Source organism: Pseudoalteromonas sp. R3 (assembly GCF_004014715.1).
Lineage (GTDB): Bacteria > Pseudomonadota > Gammaproteobacteria > Enterobacterales > Alteromonadaceae > Pseudoalteromonas.
This window is the reverse complement of sequence record NZ_CP034835.1, coordinates 3,053,753-3,074,313: the sequence shown is the minus strand read 5'-3', so window position 1 is coordinate 3,074,313 and position 20,561 is coordinate 3,053,753. Positions and strand designations below refer to the sequence as shown.

General features: G+C 46.4%; 18 protein-coding genes and 1 pseudogene. 13 read left to right on the top strand and 6 right to left on the bottom strand.

The genetic code is table 11. From position 1 onward, the window contains the following. Positions 1–76: 76 nt before the first annotated feature. On the bottom strand, positions 77–1,300 hold the full coding sequence (locus ELR70_RS18520; protein ID WP_054015650.1) for an HDOD domain-containing protein: 1,224 nt from the start codon (positions 1,298–1,300) through the stop codon (positions 77–79). A gap of 269 nt (positions 1,301–1,569) precedes the next feature. On the opposite strand from ELR70_RS18520, the gene putP reads away from it, so the two are divergent. The 3 genes from putP (at position 1,570) to ELR70_RS18505 (ending at position 4,494) form a co-directional block, all read left to right on the top strand. Then, the gene (gene putP, locus ELR70_RS18515; RefSeq protein ID WP_054015651.1) at positions 1,570–3,048 is read left to right on the top strand and encodes a sodium/proline symporter PutP; all 1,479 of its coding nucleotides are present in this window, start codon (positions 1,570–1,572) and stop codon (positions 3,046–3,048) included. Positions 3,049–3,610: 562 nt separating this feature from the next. Further along, on the top strand, positions 3,611–4,165 hold the full coding sequence (locus tag ELR70_RS18510) for a hypothetical protein (protein ID WP_054015653.1): 555 nt from the start codon (positions 3,611–3,613) through the stop codon (positions 4,163–4,165). 2 nt (positions 4,166–4,167) lie between these two features. Then, on the top strand, positions 4,168–4,494 hold the full coding sequence (locus ELR70_RS18505) for a hypothetical protein (RefSeq protein WP_054015654.1): 327 nt from the start codon (positions 4,168–4,170) through the stop codon (positions 4,492–4,494). 93 nt (positions 4,495–4,587) lie between these two features. Here the strand turns inward: ELR70_RS18505 and ELR70_RS18500 are convergent, their stop codons facing one another. Further along, positions 4,588–5,445 (bottom strand): LysR family transcriptional regulator, encoded by an 858-nt coding sequence (locus ELR70_RS18500; RefSeq protein WP_235577101.1) that lies wholly within the window; start codon positions 5,443–5,445, stop codon positions 4,588–4,590. A gap of 126 nt (positions 5,446–5,571) precedes the next feature. Here ELR70_RS18500 and ELR70_RS18495 point away from each other — a divergent pair. Beyond that, positions 5,572–6,257, top strand: a pseudogene (locus ELR70_RS18495) (NAD(P)H-dependent oxidoreductase). 108 nt (positions 6,258–6,365) lie between these two features. On the opposite strand, the gene ELR70_RS18490 reads toward ELR70_RS18495, so the two are convergent. Beyond that, the gene (locus ELR70_RS18490) at positions 6,366–6,812 is read right to left on the bottom strand and encodes a helix-turn-helix transcriptional regulator (RefSeq protein ID WP_054015657.1); all 447 of its coding nucleotides are present in this window, start codon (positions 6,810–6,812) and stop codon (positions 6,366–6,368) included. Positions 6,813–7,028: 216 nt separating this feature from the next. Between ELR70_RS18490 and ELR70_RS18485 the strand changes: the two genes are divergently transcribed. The 5 genes from ELR70_RS18485 to ELR70_RS18465 all read left to right on the top strand — a co-directional run bounded on the left by ELR70_RS18485 (position 7,029) and on the right by ELR70_RS18465 (position 12,330). Continuing rightward, positions 7,029–7,328 (top strand): helix-turn-helix transcriptional regulator, encoded by a 300-nt coding sequence (locus ELR70_RS18485; RefSeq protein ID WP_082353206.1) that lies wholly within the window; start codon positions 7,029–7,031, stop codon positions 7,326–7,328. Positions 7,329–7,627: 299 nt separating this feature from the next. Beyond that, the gene (locus ELR70_RS18480; protein ID WP_241566321.1) at positions 7,628–8,359 is read left to right on the top strand and encodes a heme-binding protein; all 732 of its coding nucleotides are present in this window, start codon (positions 7,628–7,630) and stop codon (positions 8,357–8,359) included. A 430-nt stretch (positions 8,360–8,789) separates the two neighbouring features. Further along, positions 8,790–9,989, top strand: coding sequence for a helix-turn-helix transcriptional regulator (locus tag ELR70_RS18475; protein ID WP_054015660.1), 1,200 nt, complete (start codon positions 8,790–8,792; stop codon positions 9,987–9,989). A gap of 254 nt (positions 9,990–10,243) precedes the next feature. Continuing rightward, positions 10,244–11,206, top strand: coding sequence for a TonB-dependent receptor plug domain-containing protein (locus ELR70_RS18470; RefSeq protein ID WP_128064670.1), 963 nt, complete (start codon positions 10,244–10,246; stop codon positions 11,204–11,206). Continuing rightward, positions 11,158–12,330 carry a TonB-dependent receptor gene (locus tag ELR70_RS18465; protein ID WP_128064669.1) on the top strand — a complete coding sequence of 391 codons (1,173 nt, stop codon included), beginning with the start codon at positions 11,158–11,160 and terminating at the stop codon, positions 12,328–12,330. Before ELR70_RS18470 ends, ELR70_RS18465 begins: the two co-directional genes overlap by 49 nt. Positions 12,331–12,382: 52 nt before the next feature. Here ELR70_RS18465 and dapD read toward each other — a convergent pair whose 3' ends face one another. The 3 genes from dapD to map all read right to left on the bottom strand — a co-directional run bounded on the left by dapD (position 12,383) and on the right by map (position 16,956). After that, a complete protein-coding gene (gene dapD / locus ELR70_RS18460; RefSeq protein WP_054015662.1) occupies positions 12,383–13,210 on the bottom strand; it encodes a 2,3,4,5-tetrahydropyridine-2,6-dicarboxylate N-succinyltransferase in 828 nt (275 codons plus the stop codon). An 11-nt stretch (positions 13,211–13,221) separates the two neighbouring features. Further along, positions 13,222–15,840, bottom strand: coding sequence for a [protein-PII] uridylyltransferase (glnD, locus tag ELR70_RS18455; RefSeq protein ID WP_054015663.1), 2,619 nt, complete (start codon positions 15,838–15,840; stop codon positions 13,222–13,224). A 324-nt stretch (positions 15,841–16,164) separates the two neighbouring features. Further along, positions 16,165–16,956, bottom strand: a complete 792-nt coding sequence (gene map, locus ELR70_RS18450) for a type I methionyl aminopeptidase (RefSeq protein ID WP_054015664.1) — start codon at positions 16,954–16,956, stop codon at positions 16,165–16,167. 315 nt (positions 16,957–17,271) lie between these two features. Between map and rpsB the strand changes: the two genes are divergently transcribed. The 4 genes from rpsB (at position 17,272) to frr (ending at position 20,547) form a co-directional block, all read left to right on the top strand. After that, the gene (gene rpsB / locus ELR70_RS18445) at positions 17,272–18,000 is read left to right on the top strand and encodes a 30S ribosomal protein S2 (protein WP_049866374.1); all 729 of its coding nucleotides are present in this window, start codon (positions 17,272–17,274) and stop codon (positions 17,998–18,000) included. A gap of 162 nt (positions 18,001–18,162) precedes the next feature. Continuing rightward, complete coding sequence (gene tsf, locus ELR70_RS18440; protein ID WP_054015665.1) at positions 18,163–19,014, top strand: translation elongation factor Ts; 852 nt, start codon at positions 18,163–18,165, stop codon at positions 19,012–19,014. Between the two features lie 150 nt (positions 19,015–19,164). Then, on the top strand, positions 19,165–19,905 hold the full coding sequence (gene pyrH, locus ELR70_RS18435; protein ID WP_010385750.1) for a UMP kinase: 741 nt from the start codon (positions 19,165–19,167) through the stop codon (positions 19,903–19,905). Between the two features lie 84 nt (positions 19,906–19,989). Further along, positions 19,990–20,547, top strand: coding sequence for a ribosome recycling factor (gene frr, locus ELR70_RS18430; RefSeq protein WP_010385751.1), 558 nt, complete (start codon positions 19,990–19,992; stop codon positions 20,545–20,547). Positions 20,548–20,561: the final 14 nt, after the last annotated feature.

The following is a 20,561-nucleotide window of genomic DNA, read 5'->3' as shown; positions in this document are numbered from 1 at the left end:
AAAAGAAAACATTGACCTAAAACAAAAACAGCCACCGAGAGGGGCTGTTTGGTAAACCATAAAACAACTGCCAGTGCTAAATTGACATCACTTCCATTTGTTGATCGCACCACTGCAGCGCTTCGTGGTAATAGTCTGGCAGCAGATCCGGGTCCAGGCTCAACTGTTGCGCCAATTCGTTCGCACCTTGCCAGTTAGCCTGTTCATACATTTTGATAAGCGTCAGGTAACTGGCCAGCAGACCCTCTTGTTTTAAAAGAGCATCTTTGATTTCAATGGCCAGTGGTAGCTTGTTCATTACACTGTCCATGCTTTCATCCAGGATGGCGTCCATCAGTGACATCATGCCCGCCAGAAAGGCCATACCAGTGTCCTTGAGCTTGTTATGTTTCACTGCCAACAGTTCAGCAAAGCGTGCGCGAGTGAGTGACAGGCGTACCAGCTCAAGCGGTTTCTCTGAAGAAACCTGCGAGGCAAACAGCAAAGATAAAAACTTTTTAAGTTCCTGGTTACCTAACACCACCAGAGCCTGCTTAATGGTAGAAATTTCGGCGCGACGCTTAAACGCGGCTGAGTTAGAGTAACGCAGTAATTTATAGCTCAGGTTAACATCGCGCTCGAATACCTGGGTAATACGCTTTAGGTCAACGTCGACGCTTGATGTTTCGTACAACAGCTCCGCCAGCGCCATCTCTGATGGCGGTAAGGTTTTACTCTGAACCACTTCGGGTTTGGCAAAAAAGAACCCCTGGAAGTAACTAAAACCAAGCTCAAGTGCCTGCTGGTACTGCTCATGTGTTTCGACTTTTTCAGCGACTAGTTCAATATTCTTGAACGGCGCAATGGCTTCCTTGATTTCTTTAATGGTTTCTATGTCTGTGGTCAGCACATCTATTTTGATCTGGTCGATAAACGGATAGAAGTGTCGCCACACCTTTTGATGCTGATAATCGTCCAGTACTATGGTGTAGCCTTTGCTCTTGAGATCCTGCACGGCAGCAAGCAGGCGCTTGCCCGGCTGCACTGTTTCGAGGATTTCCACAACCAGCTGCTCGCGTCCCATCATAGTGGGGTAGCCTTTGAGTAAGGTTTCGAGCGTGAAGTTGATATAGGCGGGTTTGTTGTCGGTTAAATCTTCCAGGCCAAAGTTAAACTGACTACCTTCGATCAACCTTGAGGTTGCCTCAGAGCCATCAATTTCCGGGAAGACATTATCTAATCCATCACGAAATAATAGCTCGTAACCCACGAGTTCTTTGTTTTTATTTAGGATTGGCTGCCTGGCGGCATAAAAATACATGAAAGATACACCTGACTAAATACTTCTACTGCACAACAATATAAGGCAATCTCAGGCTTATTTCATTAATTAATTCAGCTTGTTTCAGCTTTTGGTATTAAGGTATGAGGGTGTTTGCGCGCAATTCATGCCCGGTTCACCCCGTGTAACTTGGGTGGTGATCTATGCCATGTTATAGTGGACCTTTCGCAATGGCTTTTGTCCCAATCTCAGCTAAGAAAAACAGCATCTGATATTGTGGAGAGGAGCCCGAACTAAAGGAGGTAATTTTGGAAACAGGCACTATGATCTCACTTGCCATGTATTTCATCGCCATGCTGGGTATCGGACTGTACGCGTATCGTAAGTCAACCAGCGACGTGTCGGGTTATATGTTGGGTGGCAGAAGCCTTCCACCTAGTGTCGCGGCCTTATCTGCGGGTGCCTCGGATATGAGTGGCTGGATCCTAATGGGTCTGCCAGGCGCCATGTTTGTCAGTGGTTTCAGTAGCACCTGGATAGCCATAGGTTTGGTAATAGGTGCCTTTTTAAACTATTTATTGGTGGCACCACGTCTGCGCGTGTACACCGAACTGGCCAATGATGCGATCACCATTCCAGACTATTTTGCTAATCGCTTTGAAGACAAAGGCAATGCATTGCGTATTGTCTCGGCGCTGGTGATCATTATTTTCTTTACCCTGTATACATCAGCAGGTGTGGTTTCCGGTGGTAAACTCTTCGAAAACTCGTTTGGCATGAGCTACGAATCCGGCCTGTATATCACGACGGGTGTGGTGGTCTTATACACCTTGTTCGGCGGTTTTTTGGCGGTTAGCCTGACCGACTTTGTGCAGGGCTGTATCATGTTCCTGGCGTTAATTCTGGTGCCAGCCGTCACTTATTCACTGCTCGATAATCCGCTCAGTGTCACACTCAACGATATTAACCCTCAACTGCTTACCTGGGTTGGTGCTGGTGGTGCAATCGGCATCATCTCTGCCATGTCCTGGGGATTGGGGTACTTTGGTCAGCCACATATTATTGTACGTTTTATGTCAGTACGCAGCGTGAAAGACATGCCTACGGCGCGACGCATTGGTATGAGCTGGATGCTGGTGGCGACAATTGGCGCTATCACAACCGGTCTGTTTGGCGCGGCTTATGCGCACGAAAACGGCATTGTGGTTGAAGATCCGGAGACGATCTTCCTGATCTTATCTGAATTGCTGTTCCACCCCCTGATAGCAGGCTTTTTACTTGCAGCTATTCTGGCAGCCATTATGAGTACCATTTCTTCGCAGTTATTGGTGAGCTCAAGCTCCTTGACCGAAGATTTTTATAAAATCTTCCTGCGCAAAGATGCCTCAGACAAAGAGCTTGTTCTGGTTGGCCGTATTAGTGTTGCCTTGGTATCGCTGTGTGCCATTTATCTTGCCTACGACAGAGACAGCACGATTTTGAGTCTGGTAAGTAATGCCTGGGCTGGGTTTGGTGCTGCATTTGGCCCACTGGTATTGCTGAGCTTGTTCTGGAAACGGATGAACTTTGCAGGTGCTTTGTCGGGCATGATAGTGGGTGCTGCAACGGTACTGTTCTGGATTTATGGTCCAGTGACTGTTAACGACCAGCCACTAAGTGCGCTTATCTATGAAATTGTACCTGGATTTATCGCCTCAGCGGTTGCGATTGTGGCGGTAAGCCTGGCAACTTCTGAGCCCAGTGTTGCAATCACCGATAAGTTCGAGGAAATGCAAACCGCACTATAAGTGTTGCAGCCAAATCAATAGCCGCGGTATGCTGACCGCGGCTTTTTTGTGTCCCAAAGGTATGGCCTGGTTGCCTTCAGGGCCGAGTTAAACTTACGATCAGGTATGTGATAAGGGCCGTAAATCGGCGAGACGGCGGCCGGTTTGTCGTTTTGTTGTTCCAATTTTTCTAATTTTCCTTATCATGAACAGTATCGTGATCCGGTCAGTATTAAGCTTTTTGGCCAATTTCATGGTGTACGAGATCATCCGCAATTCAGTGAATTTAAGGCAATTAATGCTTGTTACTATATGGCAATAAGGTTAACATGTGCGTAACCTTAGTGGGTGGTCCTTTCAATTCATTAGAAGGACGGAAAATATGAAGTTTTTTATAAAGAGCTTAAATAATAAATCAAAAATGACCCAGCTAGAGAGAGTTTCTGGGCTGAGCGAAGAAAGTGCACGGCTGGTTGCCGGTGGCACTGGAGGAGGTGATGGGTCACAACCTCGAGCTCGCAATTTGTCTCCTGAGTCTGCACTATTGTTTGTTGGTGGGTAATCGGTAAGGTTTTAGCCAAGCATGAATGAGTTTTATCAAGTTACTGGATGGATAATAATAGCATTAGAGCTGTTTGTTGTTTTGTTTTTGCTCCATAGCTTTAAACAGCATCGCTTTGATTTATTTTTCGGTGGAAAAAGTACCTTGAAAAAGCAAAGCGATCACGAGCTACATTCATGCTTTCTAGCTTCCTTGGCTGTTCTTGTGTTTTACACATCTAGTCGTAGCCTGGGCCAGTACATTCTTAGCCTGCCTTTTGAAGTGATGCAGATGCGCCAAATTTACTACTTCTCACTAGTATGTACGGGGGCTGCATTTATTACTGTATTGTACTTATTGCATGCTATCCGGGGTTGCAGCTTTTCTGCTACTGCGCGTGTAGTCGCATACATCGCATTAGCAGTCATGTTTATGAACTTCGCCCAGTTAGTCCTGCGTGGTTACTTAAATAGTGACATATTGTTTGATGCATATGGGCCATTTGTTGTAATGGGGAACGTGTGTACATTTGTTATCTTAGCCAGATTTCCATTCTATAAACTAATGGAATCAAGACTTGCCAAGGGAGAGATATAATAATGGAGTTAGTCTACATCGGCAGTATGCTAATTGTCGTAGCATTTATTTTTGTATTGGCCATGATCGTCAAAGGTTTAAGGCTCAGGCCTGTTGAACAGCGTTTTAAATCGCTGATCATAGTTGCTAAGGACAATGATGATGAGGTGGAAGATAAATACACTGAAGCCTATGAAATCGTCATGGAGTTTGGTGACTTACTTGCCGCGGAAAAGAACCTGGAACAATATTACGGCGTTAAAGATATATATGACCGTGTTGAAGAGTTTCGGGCAGAAAACCACCAGATGGCCAAACAAGAAAAAGTCACACTTAAACTTGTTAAGTAACCACGTCCATTGCCCCTGAGCGGTTGTTTGGCTATAACCGCTTGAGGTAATGCCTGTCTAATTCAGCCCTCAAGTGCGCCCCTACGACTCGGTTCAGGATAATATCAACTCCTGGACCCACGCTATAAATCTCTTTGCATTATCCGTCTGGGAGCGGTTTTTCCCGGGAATGTAATAGCATAATTCCGAGGCTATGCTTGTGTTGCTTATGGGCCTTAGCTGACCCATTGCGCACAGCCGACGAGTGAGCGTTTCTGAGCAAAATACCCATGCTTTCTCTGCAATCGCCTGTTGTACGCAGAATAGTTCCTGATCAAATTCCCTGATATCAAACTCCGCTTTATTTAAGCCGTTTTCTGCCAACCAGGCCTCGAGAGGAGGTTTACACAGTGCCATATTTTTCCAGCGGGTGGTGTAGATAACCGGGCGGGTGCCAGAGGCTCTGAACGCTTGTAAGCTCTGATAACCAAACAGATTATAATGCTCCACATTCAGCCTGTCCTGCGCCTTGACCTCTTTGATATTACCGAGCCGTATCGCAATAGTATGGGGCTGACAGTCCATTAGCTCTCCGCTGGCAATGTGCACTGCGATGTCTGGGTAGTGTTGATTGAACATATACAGCTCCGGAAGCAATGTCAGTGCTGCAAATGAAGAGGTGGTACTAACCCGAACTACCTCATTAAGTTGCCTGATACTCGCCAGTGCAGTTTCTATTGTTGTAAATCCTTCGGAAGTGGCAGTTGCCAGCAAGCGGCCCGCATCGGTCAGGACTATCTTCCTGGTCTGGCGAATAAATAAACTGACATTGAGGCGATCTTCAAGCTTGCTAATATGATGAGAGATCGCAGTGGGTGTTAACGCCAGTTCTTCTGCGGCGTGTTTAAAGCTGCCATGACGTGCAGCAGCCTCGAGTGCTCTGAGTGCCTGTAAGGAGACATGTAAAGCCAAAATCAGCATCCCGAATAGAAAGTTATAGATGATTTTAACTCATTCATAGGTGCAATAGTATCATTTGTTCAATAGTGCGCTGTGGCGCACACTATATTGCGTTCAATAATCAAAAAGGTAACTCGTATGAGCACAATATTGCATATAGATTCAAGCGTCAGAGCCATCAGCAATGAAAACCCATCGCACAACTCACTGTCAAAGAGCATTGCACACAGGTTCATTGAAACCTGGCAAAGTAAAGGTGTAATAGATGAGTATATTTATCGCGATGTCGGCATTCATCCTCCACAGTTTATTACTCAGGACTGGATTGGTGCGGTGTTCACCCCTGAGCGTGAAAGAACAGAAAATCACAAGCAGCAGCTGGCGCTCTCCGATACACTCATCGACGAATTGGCACGTGCAGACATTGTTGTTATTTCTACCCCATGTACAACTATGGAATGCCAGCACAGCTAAAGGCCTGGTTTGATCAAATTATCCGGGTTAACAAAACATTCGACTTTGATCTCAAGCGCGGTGACTTTCCGTTACAACCGCTGATGTCTGGAAAAACACTGGTTGTCATTGCCTCGTGTGGCGAGTTTGGTTTTGGAAAATCAGAAGTTCGGGAAAGCAGCAATCACCTTATGCCGCATTTACGTACCCTGAGCCGTTATCTTGGGGCGGATTCTATGTATGAGATAGTCAGTGAATATCAGGAGTTTAACGATAAAAGGCATAAAATATCGCTTGCGAGCGCGTATGAAGAAGCAGAAAGTTTGGCTATGTCATTAGCATATGCTGAGGCACCTGTATCGGCAGACTGAGCACAATTCACAGGCTATAGCGGTCACTTTGCAATAAAGTGGTCGCTTTGGGTTACTTTTGGTTTTTTCAACAACGACTTTTAAAACCGCTTTTTCAGACGAATCATACTAGGCTCGTCTTTTTTCACTCTGCGCGGCATTGTCTTGCAAAAGTAAAGGTTTCAGGTCACGCAGGATAATATGCCCATAGTCCTGATAACCGGCTTGTGTACCAGGTGTAAACCACTTCATATGCGCAATAAACTCAAGTGAACTGGCAATACTGTTGATCAGGCTCTGCTCCATGTCAGTCTGGAATACCAAAGGTGGCTGCGTCTTGGCTTGCGGTGCTAAGTGCTGGGTCTGTTGCTCACCGGTTAATAACCACAGGGCACTGTCTTTGGTCGCCGGGTGCAAAAAGAACTTGCTGACTACAGACAGGGTAGGTTCTCTAACATCTTTTTCATACTTTCGGTACGAAGCAGTAGGAATATCCAGTATTTCTGAAAAGCCAACCTGAGAATACCCCAAGTTGATACGTAACTGTTTTAATCTTGTAGCAAAAGTATTTGACATATGACCCAATCCGGTTAATTATTTATCCACCTGACCCGTTCAGACTACATGACTCTTAGTCAAATGTCTAACCGGGACGAAAAATAAGCACTTTAACGACAACAAAACCAGCTAAGTGTGAAACTCAAGACCTGTGTTAAGGGGCTTACTCGCCAAAGGCTGAAACTCTATGTCTGGGTGCGTAATACACTGTGATTGATAATAAGCGGATATGTTATGACTACTGTTAGAAGAAATGAATCTGTGCGTAAAGCACACACAATAGCAGCCAGAAAGCAAATTCAAACTGCGATCCGTCGCCTGCGCAGAGAAATGAACTTAACTCAGGCAGAGTTAGGTAAGAAGCTTGTTACACCTGTTGATCAGGCCACTATCTCCAACTGGGAATGCGGTAAATCAGATCTGTCAGCCTGTCAATTACTGGATATTATGATGATTTTTGGCCAGCCAAACTTTATGAGTTTGCTGGAGCAAGGGGCACAAAGCGATTTAGTCGACGAAAAGCAGTCGGCCTAACCTACTAAACCTCTGATGGCATTCTGTCAGTCAGGTTCCCCTAAGCTAACATATCGTGTTGTCGGGGCACGCTCGTGCCCTGTTTTTACTTTTTATTCGTCTAATCTCCATTCCTGTACTAGCTTTGCTGAGGGAGCAAGGATCCTTTAGCGTCTTTGGTTGATTTCGGCTGTCTGTTAACCACTGTAGTTCCGGACAAACTCAAAGGCTTCCTGCTTGCAGTCCCATCCTGTCACGCGCCTGTCACTATTGGGTTGTCAGCGACTTGGGCGCAACCAAGCAAGTACAAGGAGCTTTTTATGTCGTCACCTAAATCACAGTTGGGATTTGATCAGAACCAACGTAAAATTATTATCGGAGAGCAACAAGACTCAGAGCTGGGCCCGTTATGTCATCTGCCCGGCAGCTGGCAAAATATAGGTAACCTCCAGGGGCACGGCTGGAACATGATCGCCTTGCCTTTTGCAGCGGGAGATCTGGATTATCGTTTGTTGATGAACCAGTATGATGAAACTCTGACTTTCAATCTGGTTGATAAAGGCGTACCAAACAGAGGCATTCCCGATGACCAATCGGTTGCCACCCTCGACTATACTCAAATCATCAACCAGATTGCGGCGGATGATTTTCCTCACTCAGGCCTGGCAGGCAAGCCTGGGCTGGCTATCCACCATGAGCTGGGGTTATGGCTGCATATGCGAGATCAATTGACCGATGAGCTGGATATTGCCCGTTTGTCCAGTATTCCTCACGGCGATGCGGTGATCGCATTGGGTAAGAGTGCAAAATCTCATTCAGGGTTCGAAATACCGGCACTAAACGGATTACCTATTGGTGTAGCGGGGATATTGATACAAGTCCCTATCTTGCCCCTTATAAGCACTTCAGGGACCACCCGTTTGAAGGATTGTTTGACCCAACTCAGGCAAATGCACTGTTACAAAAGGCGATTGCGCCTTTGCTCAGAGATGGCAAGGTACGCAATACGACCAAGCTCGAAGTGCGTACAACCGCGGCTTCGGGGTCTGTAAATAATATTCCATTCGTTACTCGTCAGGCAAATGCGGCAGAGATGCACTCTACATTCTGGATCTATGAGCTGACAGAGACCGACTCAAATGGAAATCCAAAGCTCTGGCTACAGTATTCCCAAACCGTGATCTTGGATTTCTTCAATCGTAAAGACAGACCGGGGGAACTGATCCGTTGGCCTCATATCAGCATTAACACATTGGAAAAGGTACCCACTTAATCTAGAGTTCCTGCCTCATACTGGAATCACCGCAAAGCCAGTTTTGATAACGCAGTGCCATTTTCTCATCCATGTTATGACGAGATGGCACTTTACATGGTGCCTTGCATTTTCGCTAATAAGGGAACACACTATGTGAAAATATTTAACAATAAAGCCACAAGCTAAAGGCTCGCAACGGGCTTTTGCTTTGATGTGGATAAATCAAGATGTTTACACTGGTCATATTATCTTTAGGTTGCCTGCATGGCTTGTATCTCAGTTATGAGCTCATCCGTAAAAATACAGCGAATGATGCTAACCGAATGCTTGCCCTGTGTATTCAGTGCTTTGTTGCGCTGCTGTTCTTTATTTTGCTCGATGAAAGTGGCGCGTTTTATTATGTCCCTCATTTGATAGGCTTGCAGGAGCCTGTTACGTTTTTATTGGCGCCTTGTTTTTACTACTATGTACGCAGGTTAACTTCGCCAGCCTATCTTCCTTTTGTACGCACACATCTGCTGCCATTCTTCACCGCTGTGCTGTGCGCAGTGCCTTTTTATTTACTTGATGCGCAGAGTAAATGGCAGTTTTTGTATGGAGATATGTATGCGCCGGATTTACCCGCTTGGTATCTGGACTCGTACGAAAATGTATTTATTTTTGGGGCTATGATCCAGGTAGCAATTTATCTGGTTTTGTCGTGGCGTCGACTTAACACCTATCAGATAATCTCAGAAAATAATTTTTCTTCACTAGAGCTGATTAATCTGAACTGGCTGAGGCGATTGCTGCTGATGCTAGGATCGCTGTATGGCTTATGGTTTCTCGACGAAGCCATTGAAGTGAATGCCATGGCCTGCATTGATTATGGCAGCGGTGTAGGTTGTCATTACGACTGGTTGGTAGGTGAACGGGTATTCTTTTTCTCCGAGCTGGGCGTTGTGATTGTGTTCTATTTGATGAGCTATTGTGGTCTGCGTCAACCTGAGATTTTTATCCAAAGTAATCAATATCTTGAGACAGATAAACCCGAAGCGGACAAGTACGTTAATTCGGCACTTTCTGAATCACTGGCGGCAGAGCTTTGTAAGCTTATTGAACATCAGGTTCAGGAAGAAAAACTCTTTTTAAACCCTGATCTGACACTGCATGATTTGGCTTGTGCGAGTGGGCATTCACGGCATCATGTATCTCAGGCAATCAACCAAAGTAAGAATGTCAGTTTTTTCGATTTTATTAATCAGCTCAGAGTTGCCTATGCTCAGACACAGCTGCTTGCGCATCCGAACAGGAGTGTTCTGGATGTGTCGCTGGACAGCGGTTTTAATTCGCGCTCTGCGTTTTACGGGGCGTTTAAACGATATACCGGAGTAACCCCGGGAGAATACCGAAAACAGCATAAACGGCTCACTGAAAATGTGTCCTGATCTGTCGAACAGGACGACTTAGGTCAGTTGTCGCGACAGGATGTCATTGTTATTTCAATGGAGAAAACAACAATGACAAGACAAGTACCCATTCAGCTGGGGCTGTTTCACCAGTCGCTATATCGGCACCTGAGGTTCGCTCAGTACACACCCTCCCATGTTCACTATCGTCAGCACTGCTCTTACATTGGACATGTTTATCATGAATCTGAGGTAGAGGTGCATGTCCAGTCAATGCGCCACGGGGGGTTAATATGACTTTACCCAATTTACCTCGAGTAGCCGCTTTATATGGTGCGTTGAACACCGCTATGGTCTGCGCCAGTTCACCGGACACGGATCTGGAGCGTATAACAGTTAGTGGCAGTCAGTACACGCTTGCTGCTGAGCAAAAGGTACACTTTCTGTCGAAAGAACACATAGAAGTCATGCCCCATATTGCCGACGATATTTTTCGTCTCATGCCAAGTTTACCGGGTGTGGCAGCAGGAGATTATTCTGCTAATTTCTTTGTTCGTGGTGGTCACTCGGATGAAGTACTTGTCTTGCTGGATGGGCAGCCGCTTTATCGGCCATTCCATATGAAGAGCTTTAACAGTGCTTTCAGCATAGTAGACACCGATAATGTGGGGGCATTGGAGTTTTCCAGTGGCGGATTTACGGCGCGCTATGGTAACAAAATGAGTGGCGTTATGGCCATTGATAGTATTTATGATATCGCTGAGCAAAAAAACAGTTTGGGGGTCAGCTTTATCAATGCCAGAGTTGGCTCACAAGGCACATTTGCAAACGAACGTGGCACTTGGATGGTGTCGGCTCGACGCGGCTATCTGGACTTGGTGCTTGAAGCGGTTGAAGATGAGTCTAATAAATTCGAACCAATCTATGCCGATCTATTTGTGAAAGCGAGCTACAACCTGTCGGATAGACATTCTCTGTCGGGTCATTTCCTGTATGCCTGGGACGATGAAATACTTGATGATACCTTTCAAGAATGGGATGGGGTCAAAGAGTATCAGGTTCAGGAAAAGGTGAGCGGTCAGTACAGTAGCGTTTATTTTTGGACAACACTGAATTCAGACTGGCACGCAGACTTGAGTAGCCAGACCTTATTGTCAGTGGCCAAAGTAGAGGAAGACCGAAATGGTGGTCAGTATGACCCAGGGAAATCTGGCTTACTCTGGATGATAATAAGTTTTTTTATGCCTACTCCCTGAAGCAAGACTGGCAGTGGCATCTTAGCGAAGATCATTACCTGGAGTCAGGTTTTGACGCTAAATATCTGGATGCAGAATATGACTACCGGATGGAAGCCTGGTATCGGCTCAATTATGATGGTGAGGACTACCGCTACCGGAAGACCCGGTTAACCGCATCCGGCAATGTGTTTGGTGCCTATGTCAGCGACCGCTGGCGGCTCTCTGACGCCTGGTTCGCTGAGCTGGGCTTACGCTGGGATCAGCAAGATTACTATGGATTCACCAAAAGGCAATGGAGCCCCAGAGTTGCGCTTTTGTATCAATTTGCAGAAGGTCACCGGGTGTCCTTGAGCGCCGGTGATTACTATCAGCCAGAGGATATTCTTGGTCTGCAAGTGGCTGACGGTGCGACAAAGTTTCACGGTGTCGAAAAAGCCCGGCATATGATTTTGTCGTATCAGGGGGAATTAAGCCCGGGTTTCCAGTGGCGCGCCGAGGCGTATCTGAAAAAACTTTCTGATCTTCGGCCATGGTACGAAAATGCCTTTGATATTTATGCGTTCTTGCCCGAAGGTCAGGCAGACAGATATCAGGTCGCGCCTCAGTCTGCTAAAGTTAAGGGCGTTGAGCTTAGCTTGCGGCACAGTATCTCGCCCCAATGGCAGTGGCAGGCAAGTTATAGCTGGTCTAATGCACAAGACAATATCAACGGGCACTGGTATCCGCGTAGCTGGGATCAGAGGCATTCTGTGAAACTGGCAAGCAACTATGAGTTCGATAATGGCTGGCAGCTTAGTGGGTTGCTGTATTTTCACTCTGGGTGGCCTATTACCGGAGAATCTGGCTCTTTGGTGAAAACTGCTGGGGGGCAGTTAGAAGTTCAGCGTAGTCTGAATGAGCGAAACCAGCTTAAACTGGGTAACTATAAACGGGTTGATGTCCGGATCCACAAAATCTATCCTTTATCAAACAGCGAGTTAACTGTATTTTTTGAAGTGTCTAATTTACTGAACTTTGACAATGAATGTTGTATCGAGCGTACCAGCTATAACGTCAATGATCAGGGACAGCTGCTTAAAAAAGAAGAGCGGGGTCACTGGTTGCCCGTTATTCCATCGTTTGGTGTTAAATGGGAGTTTTGAGGTGAGAAATATATAGCCCGGTTACTGTACCGGGCTATGAGTTGAAAGCTTATTAATCCTGAACAGAACGAAGCAGGGCGTTAATACCCACTTTCTCTCGTGTTTGTTGGTCAACTTTCTTCACGATAATGGCGGCATACAGGCTATGTGTGCCGTCTTTGCTAGGTAGAGAGCCTGGTACTACAACCGCACCGGCTGGTACACGACCGTAGTGGATCTCACCGGTTTCGCGGTCGTAAATACGGGTGCTTTGTGAAATATACACACCCATAGAAATGACAGCACCTTCTTCAACAATCACACCCTCAACAATCTCGGAGCGGGCGCCGATAAAGCAGTTGTCTTCAATGATGGTTGGGTTGGCTTGCAATGGCTCCAGCACACCGCCAATGCCCACACCGCCTGACAGGTGTACGTTTTTACCAATCTGTGCACAAGAGCCAACGGTAGCCCAGGTATCAACCATAGTGCCTTCGTCAACATAGGCACCAATATTGACATAAGAGGGCATCAGAACCACGTTTTTGCCAACAAAGCTGCCCTGACGTGCAACGGCGTTAGGTACGACACGCATACCACCTTGCTGAAATTGCTCAGGTGTATAGTCGCTGAACTTAAGCGGCACTTTATCATAGAACTGGTTGACGCCATCATGCAGAGGCTGATTATCGCGGATACGAAATGACAGCAGAACCGCCTTTTTTAGCCACTGGTGTACAACCCATTCGCCGCTGATTTTCTCGGCAACGCGAGCTGAGCCCGAGTCCAGCATGGCCAGGGCGTCAATAATGGCATTTTTAACCTGAGGAGACACATCACTTGGCGTGATGGTATCGCGTTGTTCCCAGGCTTGTTCAATAATGGTTTTTAAATCCGACATAGTGTCCTCATTTATTCAGATTCTGCATTGAGTTTTTTCATCAGTGAACGATGTAACGATGCCTTGGCATCTTCACTGAGACGTTGATAATCTTTGTCAGAGACCACAAAGAAATCCTCCGCGCGTTCGCCCACAGTGGTAATACGTGCGGCGTGAATATGCAGTGAATGCAATTGAAATACCTCGGCTATTTTAGTCAACAAACCGGGAATATCCACTGCCTGGATCTCTATCAGGTTACGGTCACTGCGGGCGTGGGGGCGGACCACAACCTTAGGTTTAATATTGAAGTCTTTAAAACGTTGTGAGCGATTTTTCTTGAGCCGAATCTTCTTCTTCGGATCGGTCAGGATCACTTCTAAGCCGCGACGCAGAGTTTTGGCTCGTCCACCGCTGATAGGCCGACCATCAACCTCCAGAATGACAAAACTAAAGACCACGTAACCATCTTTGGTGGTCAGGACCTGCGCATGCTGGATCTGGGCTTTTTTGGAGCCAATTACAGCCACCAGTTTGGCAAACAAGCTGGCTTCGTATGGCGCATAGACAAATACCTGAGTGCCGCCGTGCATAGGTTGTTCTGAGACCACCACACAAGGCAGGCTCAAATCATCACGGCTGAGCAGGTACTCTGTATGCCAGGAAATTTGCTGTTCGCTAAACGCGGTAAAGTAGTTGGCTTTAAAGCGCGCCCAGATCATATCAATCAGGTCTTCGCGGTACTCTTTGTTGATAAGCCGTTGTTTGGCTTGCTGCTTCTTGTCGCGGATCTGATCTCGCATATCCATAGGGTTTTCAAGCCCAAGTCGCAGAGCACGTTGGGTGAGTAAGTAGAGCTCACGTAATAGCGTATTTTTCCAGTCGTTCCACAGGTTGTCATTGGTGGCACGAATATCGGCAACGGTCAGGCAGTAGAGGTAATCAAGCTGGCGCTCGTTTTTGATGCGAGAAGCAAATTCGTTGATCACATCCGGGTCATTGATGTCCTTTCTTTGCGCGGTGACTGACATCAGCAAGTGATTTTCGACCAGCCAGGCAACCAGTTTGCTGTCGGACGAAGAAAAGCCGTGCATGCGTGCAAAGGCTGAGGCATCTACGGCCCCCAGCTCTGAATGGTCTCCGCCACGGCCTTTGGCAATGTCATGGAAAATCCCGGCCAAATACAATAACTCGGGCTTGTCCATGCGAGTAACAATTTCAGAGCACAGCGGAAACTCGCCTTGATGCTCATGGCTGAAGTAACGATAAATATTATTGATCAACTTATGGGTGTGCTCATCCACGGTATAGGCGTGGAACAAGTCAAATTGCATTTGACCAAAGATATTGCGCCACTGTGGCAAATAAGCGGCAATGATCCCGTGCTTGTGCATCAGGGTAAATGCACGGCCCATGCCATTGGGGTGCTTCAGCAGGCGCATAAACGCGTCGCGACACGCTGCATAATCCTGTAAGTCACCGAGCAAACGACGTCTAACCTGGCGCACCGTACGGATGGTGCTGGGGTCGATGTCGGTTATCTCAGGATGATCGGCAATGTGCTCAAACAATAAGATCAGATTTTCCCGACGAAAGAATACCGAAGGGTTCTTGACCCGAATTTTTTTGCCAACACGTTCAAAGTGGTTGTCGAGTGGCACTACGGTCGGTTCGCTTTGGTCCGGTAAAATGCTTTGCTCAAAATAGGACAGCAACATTTGATTCATTTCCCGCACCCGGCTCATGATCCGGAACAGGCGTTTCATCATTCGTTCAACGGAAGCTTTCCCTTCGGAGCCAAACCCTAACAGTTCAGCTGCATGGGGCTGATAATCAAATAGCAGACGGTTCTCGCTGCGCCCGGCGGCCAGATGTAGTGCAAAACGGATGTTCCAGAGATTTTCCAGACATTCCAGCAGTTCCTGATATTCTTCATGAGTCAGATAACCGTGGCTGATAAGCTCTTCCAGGGTTTCAGCGTGGAAGTGTTTTTTAGCCACCCAGAAGATGGTCTGAAGGTCGCGCAGGCCTCCGGGGTTCTCTTTGATATTTGGTTCCAGGTTATAAGCGGTGCCATGGCACTTTTTGCGTCGCAGGCGCTGCTCTTTAACCTTGGCGATGAAGAACTCATCGGATTGCCAGATGGGCGTTTCAACAATATGGCTCTTCAGCCGCTCAAATTCCACGTGATTACCGCAAATCAAACGGCTTTCCAGTAAGCTGGTGGTAAAGTGCACGTCTTCACGCTTTTGCTCCAGCACCTGCTCGTGGGTTCTCACACTGTGGCCAATATCCAGATTCAGATCCCAGAGTAAAGTCATAAAAGACTCTAATGATTCTGTTAGCTCGGGTCCTGGCTCTACTTTACAGAGCAATAGAAAATCGATGTCTGAATACGGGTGCAGCTCGCCGCGGCCGTATCCACCTACGCCAATGAGGGCGAGGTCGGGAAATTGAGCCAACCCGGTGTCGGAGTAGAGCTTGATCAGCAGCCTGTCTATAAACTCAGCTCGGGCATTGATCAGCTGCCGGACTGGTTGTTTGGAAAACTGATTGTTTAGCCATTTATAAAAATAGGCCTGGCAGTTTTTGTAGTCATTCAAGGTTTGCGCTTCGTCGAGAAGCGTTTTTACTTTATTTGGTAGTGCCACCTGGGCTCCCTATGTTACGCGCAAAACTCACAGCTCAGTTTTACACTAAGTGGCAAAAAAATGCGAGGAAGTGATAGGGGTAGGGCGCTTAAATGGATGAAAAGGCAGCATACATGTCAGCTAAGCAAGACGCCACCGGCTGGTGGCGTTTTTGAGTTCATAACAATTTGCTTAATTAAGTGTTCTATTTTGAGGCGAGAAAATATAGTCGATAACCAGGCAAAAATTTAGCTATTTAGTTGCTCTAAATGAGAAGTTTTTAACACCGTTAGCGTTATATTTACTCCGTCAAATTGAACAGGTATTAAGTGAAATTGGTATCAATTATGCTTTGTGCTCGATTACCCGCTCAATGGTGTCGTCGCTACGCAGCGTCAGGACTTCGACGCCAGTTTCTGTTACCAGCAGAGTATGCTCCCACTGGGCGGACAGGCTGCGATCTTTCGTTACTACAGTCCAGTCGTCTTTAAGCAGTTTACAATGACGTTTACCGGCATTGACCATAGGTTCAATGGTCAGGCACATACCGGCTTGCAGGGCTTCACCGGTTCCTGGTTTGCCGTAGTGCACGATTTGCGGTTCTTCGTGAAACTCTGCACCAATACCGTGGCCGCAATATTCGCGCACGATAGAGTAGTTAAATCCTTCCGCATATTTTTGGATAGCAGCGCCGATGTCACCAATGCGTACGCCCGGTTTTACCATGCGAATACCGATATACAAAGCTTCCTGGGTGACTTCGCTCAAACGTTTACCCTGAATACTTGGCGTACCAACAAAGAACATCTTTGAAGTATCGCCGTGGTAACCATCTTTAATGACTGTGACATCAATGTTGATGATGTCGCCCTCTTTGAGCGGTTTGTCGTTTGGAATACCATGACAAATGACGTGATTCACAGAGGTACAAATAGACTTAGGGAAACCGTGGTAATTAAGTGGTGCGGGCACTGCCTGCTGTACATCCACAATATAATTATGACAAATGGTATTCAGCTCATCGGTCGTCACCCCTGGTTTGACATAAGGTTCAATCATTTCTAATACTTCAGCGGCTAACTTACCGGCAACACGCATTTTTTCGATTTCTTCAGGGGTTTTGATCACTGCACTCATTGAGACTCCAAGTCATAGTTTCGACGCAACAACATCAGGCTAGTTTATGAACGATTTTTAGCCCAAACGTTGAGTTAATTTCTTTTATATGGTATAAAGCGCGCCGTCTTTTTACAAATAAATCTTTCAGCCGGTTCGGCTATCAGGTTGTTTGTAACGAAGGCAACACGAAATTTAATTTTAACACACACACATATCGGCACATACACTTGGGTGCAGGTTTGGGACAAATTACCGGGTAACCGGACTACCTAACCTGTTGGTGTTATGGGATATGTGGAGGCCTAACCCTAAATAAATTAGAGGAAAATACAAATGGCAAACGTTTCAATGCGCGATATGCTTCAAGCTGGTGTTCACTTCGGTCACCAGGCTCGTTACTGGAACCCTAAGATGAAGCCTTTCATCTTCGGCGCTCGTAACCGTGTACATATCATCAACCTGGAAAAGACTGTTCCTATGTTCAACGATGCACTTAAGTTCCTTTCGAACGTTGCATCTAACAAAGGTAAAATCCTTTTCGTAGGTACTAAGCGCGCTGCAAGCGAAGCAGTTAAAGAAGCAGCTATTCAAAGCGAGCAGTTCTACGTAAATCACCGTTGGTTAGGTGGTATGTTGACTAACTGGAAAACAGTTCGTCAATCAATCAAGCGTCTTAAAGACCTTGAGACTCAAAGCCAAGACGGTACTTTCGAGAAGCTGACTAAAAAAGAAGCTTTGATGAAAACTCGTGAAATGGAAAAGCTTGAGAAGAGCCTTGGTGGTATCAAAGATATGGGCGGTCTTCCAGACGCTATCTTCATCATCGATGCTGACCACGAGCACATCGCTATCCGTGAAGCAAACAACCTGGGCATTCCAGTAGTATCTGTTGTTGATACTAACTCTAACCCAGATGGCGTTGACTTCATCATCCCAGGTAACGATGACGCGATCCGCGCTATCCAGCTTTACACTGGTGCTGTTGCGACAGCTATCACAGAAGGTCGTGAAAGCAACATCGTTGCTCAAGCTGAAAGCGACGACTTCGTAGAAGCTGAGTAATAGATTACAAACCGTGCCACTGGCAACACAGGTGTGCGGGTGGCCGGTTGTAACGCACTAAGCTGTCATCAAGTCTTCATCTTATTTTTCCGAAGACTTGATATTCTTTACAAGCGGTAATTCGCTTATCAAAAAACCGAATTCAGAATTGAGGATATTCTAATGGCTGTAACTGCTGCCCTAGTTAAAGAACTTCGCGAGCGCACTGGCGCTGGCATGATGGATTGTAAAAAAGCACTAACTGAAACTAACGGTGACATCGATCTAGCTATCGAAAACATGCGCAAGAGCGGTGCTGCTAAAGCGGCTAAAAAAGCTGGTAACATTGCTGCTGAAGGTACAATCCTTATCAAGCAAGGTGAAGGTTTCGCTGCACTTCTTGAAGTTAACTGTCAAACTGACTTCGTTGCTAAAGACGAAAACTTCCTAGGTTTTGCAAACACTGTTCTTGACGCTGCTGCTGAAGCGAAAACAGACATCGAAACTTTGAAAGCTAAGTTCGAAGAGACTCGTGTTGCACTAGTTGCTAAAATCGGTGAAAACATCAACGTTCGTCGCGTTGAGTACATCGATGGCGAAAACATCTCTGCATACCGTCACGGCGACCGTATCGGTGTTGTTGTAACTGGTGACGCTGACGAAGAGACTCTGAAGCACGTTGCAATGCACGTTGCTGCTTCTAAGCCTGACTACCTAAACCCAGAAGACGTACCTGCTGAGGTTGTAGAGAAAGAAAAAGCGGTTCAGGTTGAAATCGCTATGAACGAAGGCAAGCCTGCTGAAATCGCTGAGAAAATGGTTGTTGGCCGCATGAAGAAGTTCACTGGTGAGATCTCTCTTACTGGTCAAGCGTTCATCATGGAGCCTAAGAAGTCTGTTGGCGAGTACCTGAAAGAGAAAGGTGCTTCTGTTTCTTCATTCATTCGCCTTGAAGTTGGTGAAGGTATCGAGAAGAAAGAAGAAGACTTCGCTGCTGAAGTTGCTGCTCAAATCGCAGCTGCGAAAGGCGAATAATCACGCTTAGGTGATTAAGTGATGCAAAAGCCCCCTCGAGATGAGATTTGCTTTTGCGTCACTGCACAAAATTCTCTAAAATAACCGCGCATTTATGTGTAGCATAAGCGCGGTTATTTTGTATCTCACTTTTAATTTGGCCCGGAAATTATGACTATCAATCGAAAACCTGTTTTTAGACGCGTTCTTCTTAAACTTAGCGGCGAAGCTTTGATGGGAGATGAAGGCTTTGGAATCGATCCTAAAGTATTGGATCGTATGGCCCAAGAAATAAAAGAACTTGTAGAACTCGACGTAGAAGTGGGTTTGGTTATCGGCGGCGGTAACTTCTTACGTGGCGGCTCTTTGGCCGAAGCGGGTATGAACCGCGTAGTGGGTGACCACATGGGTATGCTGGCAACTGTGATGAATGGTCTGGCAATGCGTGATGCTCTGCATCGTGCATTTGTGAATGCCCGTCTGATGTCTGCTATTCCACTCAATGGTGTATGTGATGCATACAACTGGGCAGAAGCAATCAGCTTGCTGAAATCAGGTCGCGTCGTGATCTTCTCAGCGGGTACTGGTAATCCGTTCTTCACGACAGATTCAGCAGCTTGTCTGCGCGGTATCGAAATTGAAGCGGACACTGTGATCAAGGCCACTAAAGTCGATGGCGTATTTAGTGATGATCCGGTGAAAAATCCGGACGCAGAACTACATCGTCACCTGACTTACAATGAAGTGATTGAAAGAGAATTAAAGGTTATGGACCTGGCGGCATTTACCCTGGCTCGTGACCACAACATGCCTTTAAGCGTATTCAACATGAACAAACCAGGCGCGCTAAAGCGTGTTATCATGGGTGAAGAAGAAGGCACTTTAATCAGTACACAACCAGCTGCGGAGTAAGGGCTTAGGCTAATAGCCTTGGCAAAACAGTAATTAAACTCGCCAGCTGAGTCCGATTAATACAGTAAAGAATAGGATAGCACTGTGATTGATGATATTAAAAAAGATGCGCAAGAGCGCATGACAAAAAGTGTAGCTGCGCTGGCAAGCCAGCTGTCTAAAATCCGTACTGGCCGTGCACACCCGGCATTACTTGACGGTATTTCAGTATCTTACTACGGTGCTGATACGCCTCTGAACCAGGTTGCTAACGTGACGGTAGAAGACTCTCGTACTCTGGCTATCAGCGTATTCGACAAGTCTCTGGCACAAGCGGTAGAAAAAGCGATTATGGCGTCTGATTTAGGTCTGAATCCTATGTCTGCTGGTACAGTTATCCGTGTTCCACTTCCTCCATTGACTGAAGAGCGTCGTAAGGACCTTATCAAGATCGTACGTGGCGAAGTTGAAGGTGGCCGTGTGGCGGTACGCAATATCCGCCGTGATGCAAATGGTGACGTTAAGTCTTTACTTAAAGACAAAGAGATTTCTGAGGACGAAGCACGTCAGGCAGAAGACGAGATCCAGAAGCTAACTGATAAGTTTATCAAAGAGATGGACACCCAGCTGAGCGCGAAAGAAGCAGAGCTGATGGAAATCTAAGCAGCCACAAATTT

Excerpts from the sequence above, each read along its gene's own strand:
- ELR70_RS18520 (WP_054015650.1), bottom strand. The coding sequence starts at position 1,300 with ATGTATTTTTATGCCGCCAGGCAGCCAATCCTAAATAAAAACAAAGAA.
- ELR70_RS18510 (WP_054015653.1), top strand. The coding sequence starts at position 3,611 with ATGAATGAGTTTTATCAAGTTACTGGATGGATAATAATAGCATTAGAG.
- ELR70_RS18505 (WP_054015654.1), top strand. The coding sequence starts at position 4,168 with ATGGAGTTAGTCTACATCGGCAGTATGCTAATTGTCGTAGCATTTATT.
- ELR70_RS18490 (WP_054015657.1), bottom strand. The coding sequence starts at position 6,812 with ATGTCAAATACTTTTGCTACAAGATTAAAACAGTTACGTATCAACTTG.
- ELR70_RS18485 (WP_082353206.1), top strand. The coding sequence starts at position 7,029 with ATGACTACTGTTAGAAGAAATGAATCTGTGCGTAAAGCACACACAATA.
- ELR70_RS18480 (WP_241566321.1), top strand. The coding sequence starts at position 7,628 with ATGTCGTCACCTAAATCACAGTTGGGATTTGATCAGAACCAACGTAAA.
- ELR70_RS18475 (WP_054015660.1), top strand. The coding sequence starts at position 8,790 with ATGTTTACACTGGTCATATTATCTTTAGGTTGCCTGCATGGCTTGTAT.
- ELR70_RS18470 (WP_128064670.1), top strand. The coding sequence starts at position 10,244 with ATGACTTTACCCAATTTACCTCGAGTAGCCGCTTTATATGGTGCGTTG.
- dapD (WP_054015662.1), bottom strand. The coding sequence starts at position 13,210 with ATGTCGGATTTAAAAACCATTATTGAACAAGCCTGGGAACAACGCGAT.
- map (WP_054015664.1), bottom strand. The coding sequence starts at position 16,956 with ATGAGTGCAGTGATCAAAACCCCTGAAGAAATCGAAAAAATGCGTGTT.
- rpsB (WP_049866374.1), top strand. The coding sequence starts at position 17,272 with ATGGCAAACGTTTCAATGCGCGATATGCTTCAAGCTGGTGTTCACTTC.
- tsf (WP_054015665.1), top strand. The coding sequence starts at position 18,163 with ATGGCTGTAACTGCTGCCCTAGTTAAAGAACTTCGCGAGCGCACTGGC.
- pyrH (WP_010385750.1), top strand. The coding sequence starts at position 19,165 with ATGACTATCAATCGAAAACCTGTTTTTAGACGCGTTCTTCTTAAACTT.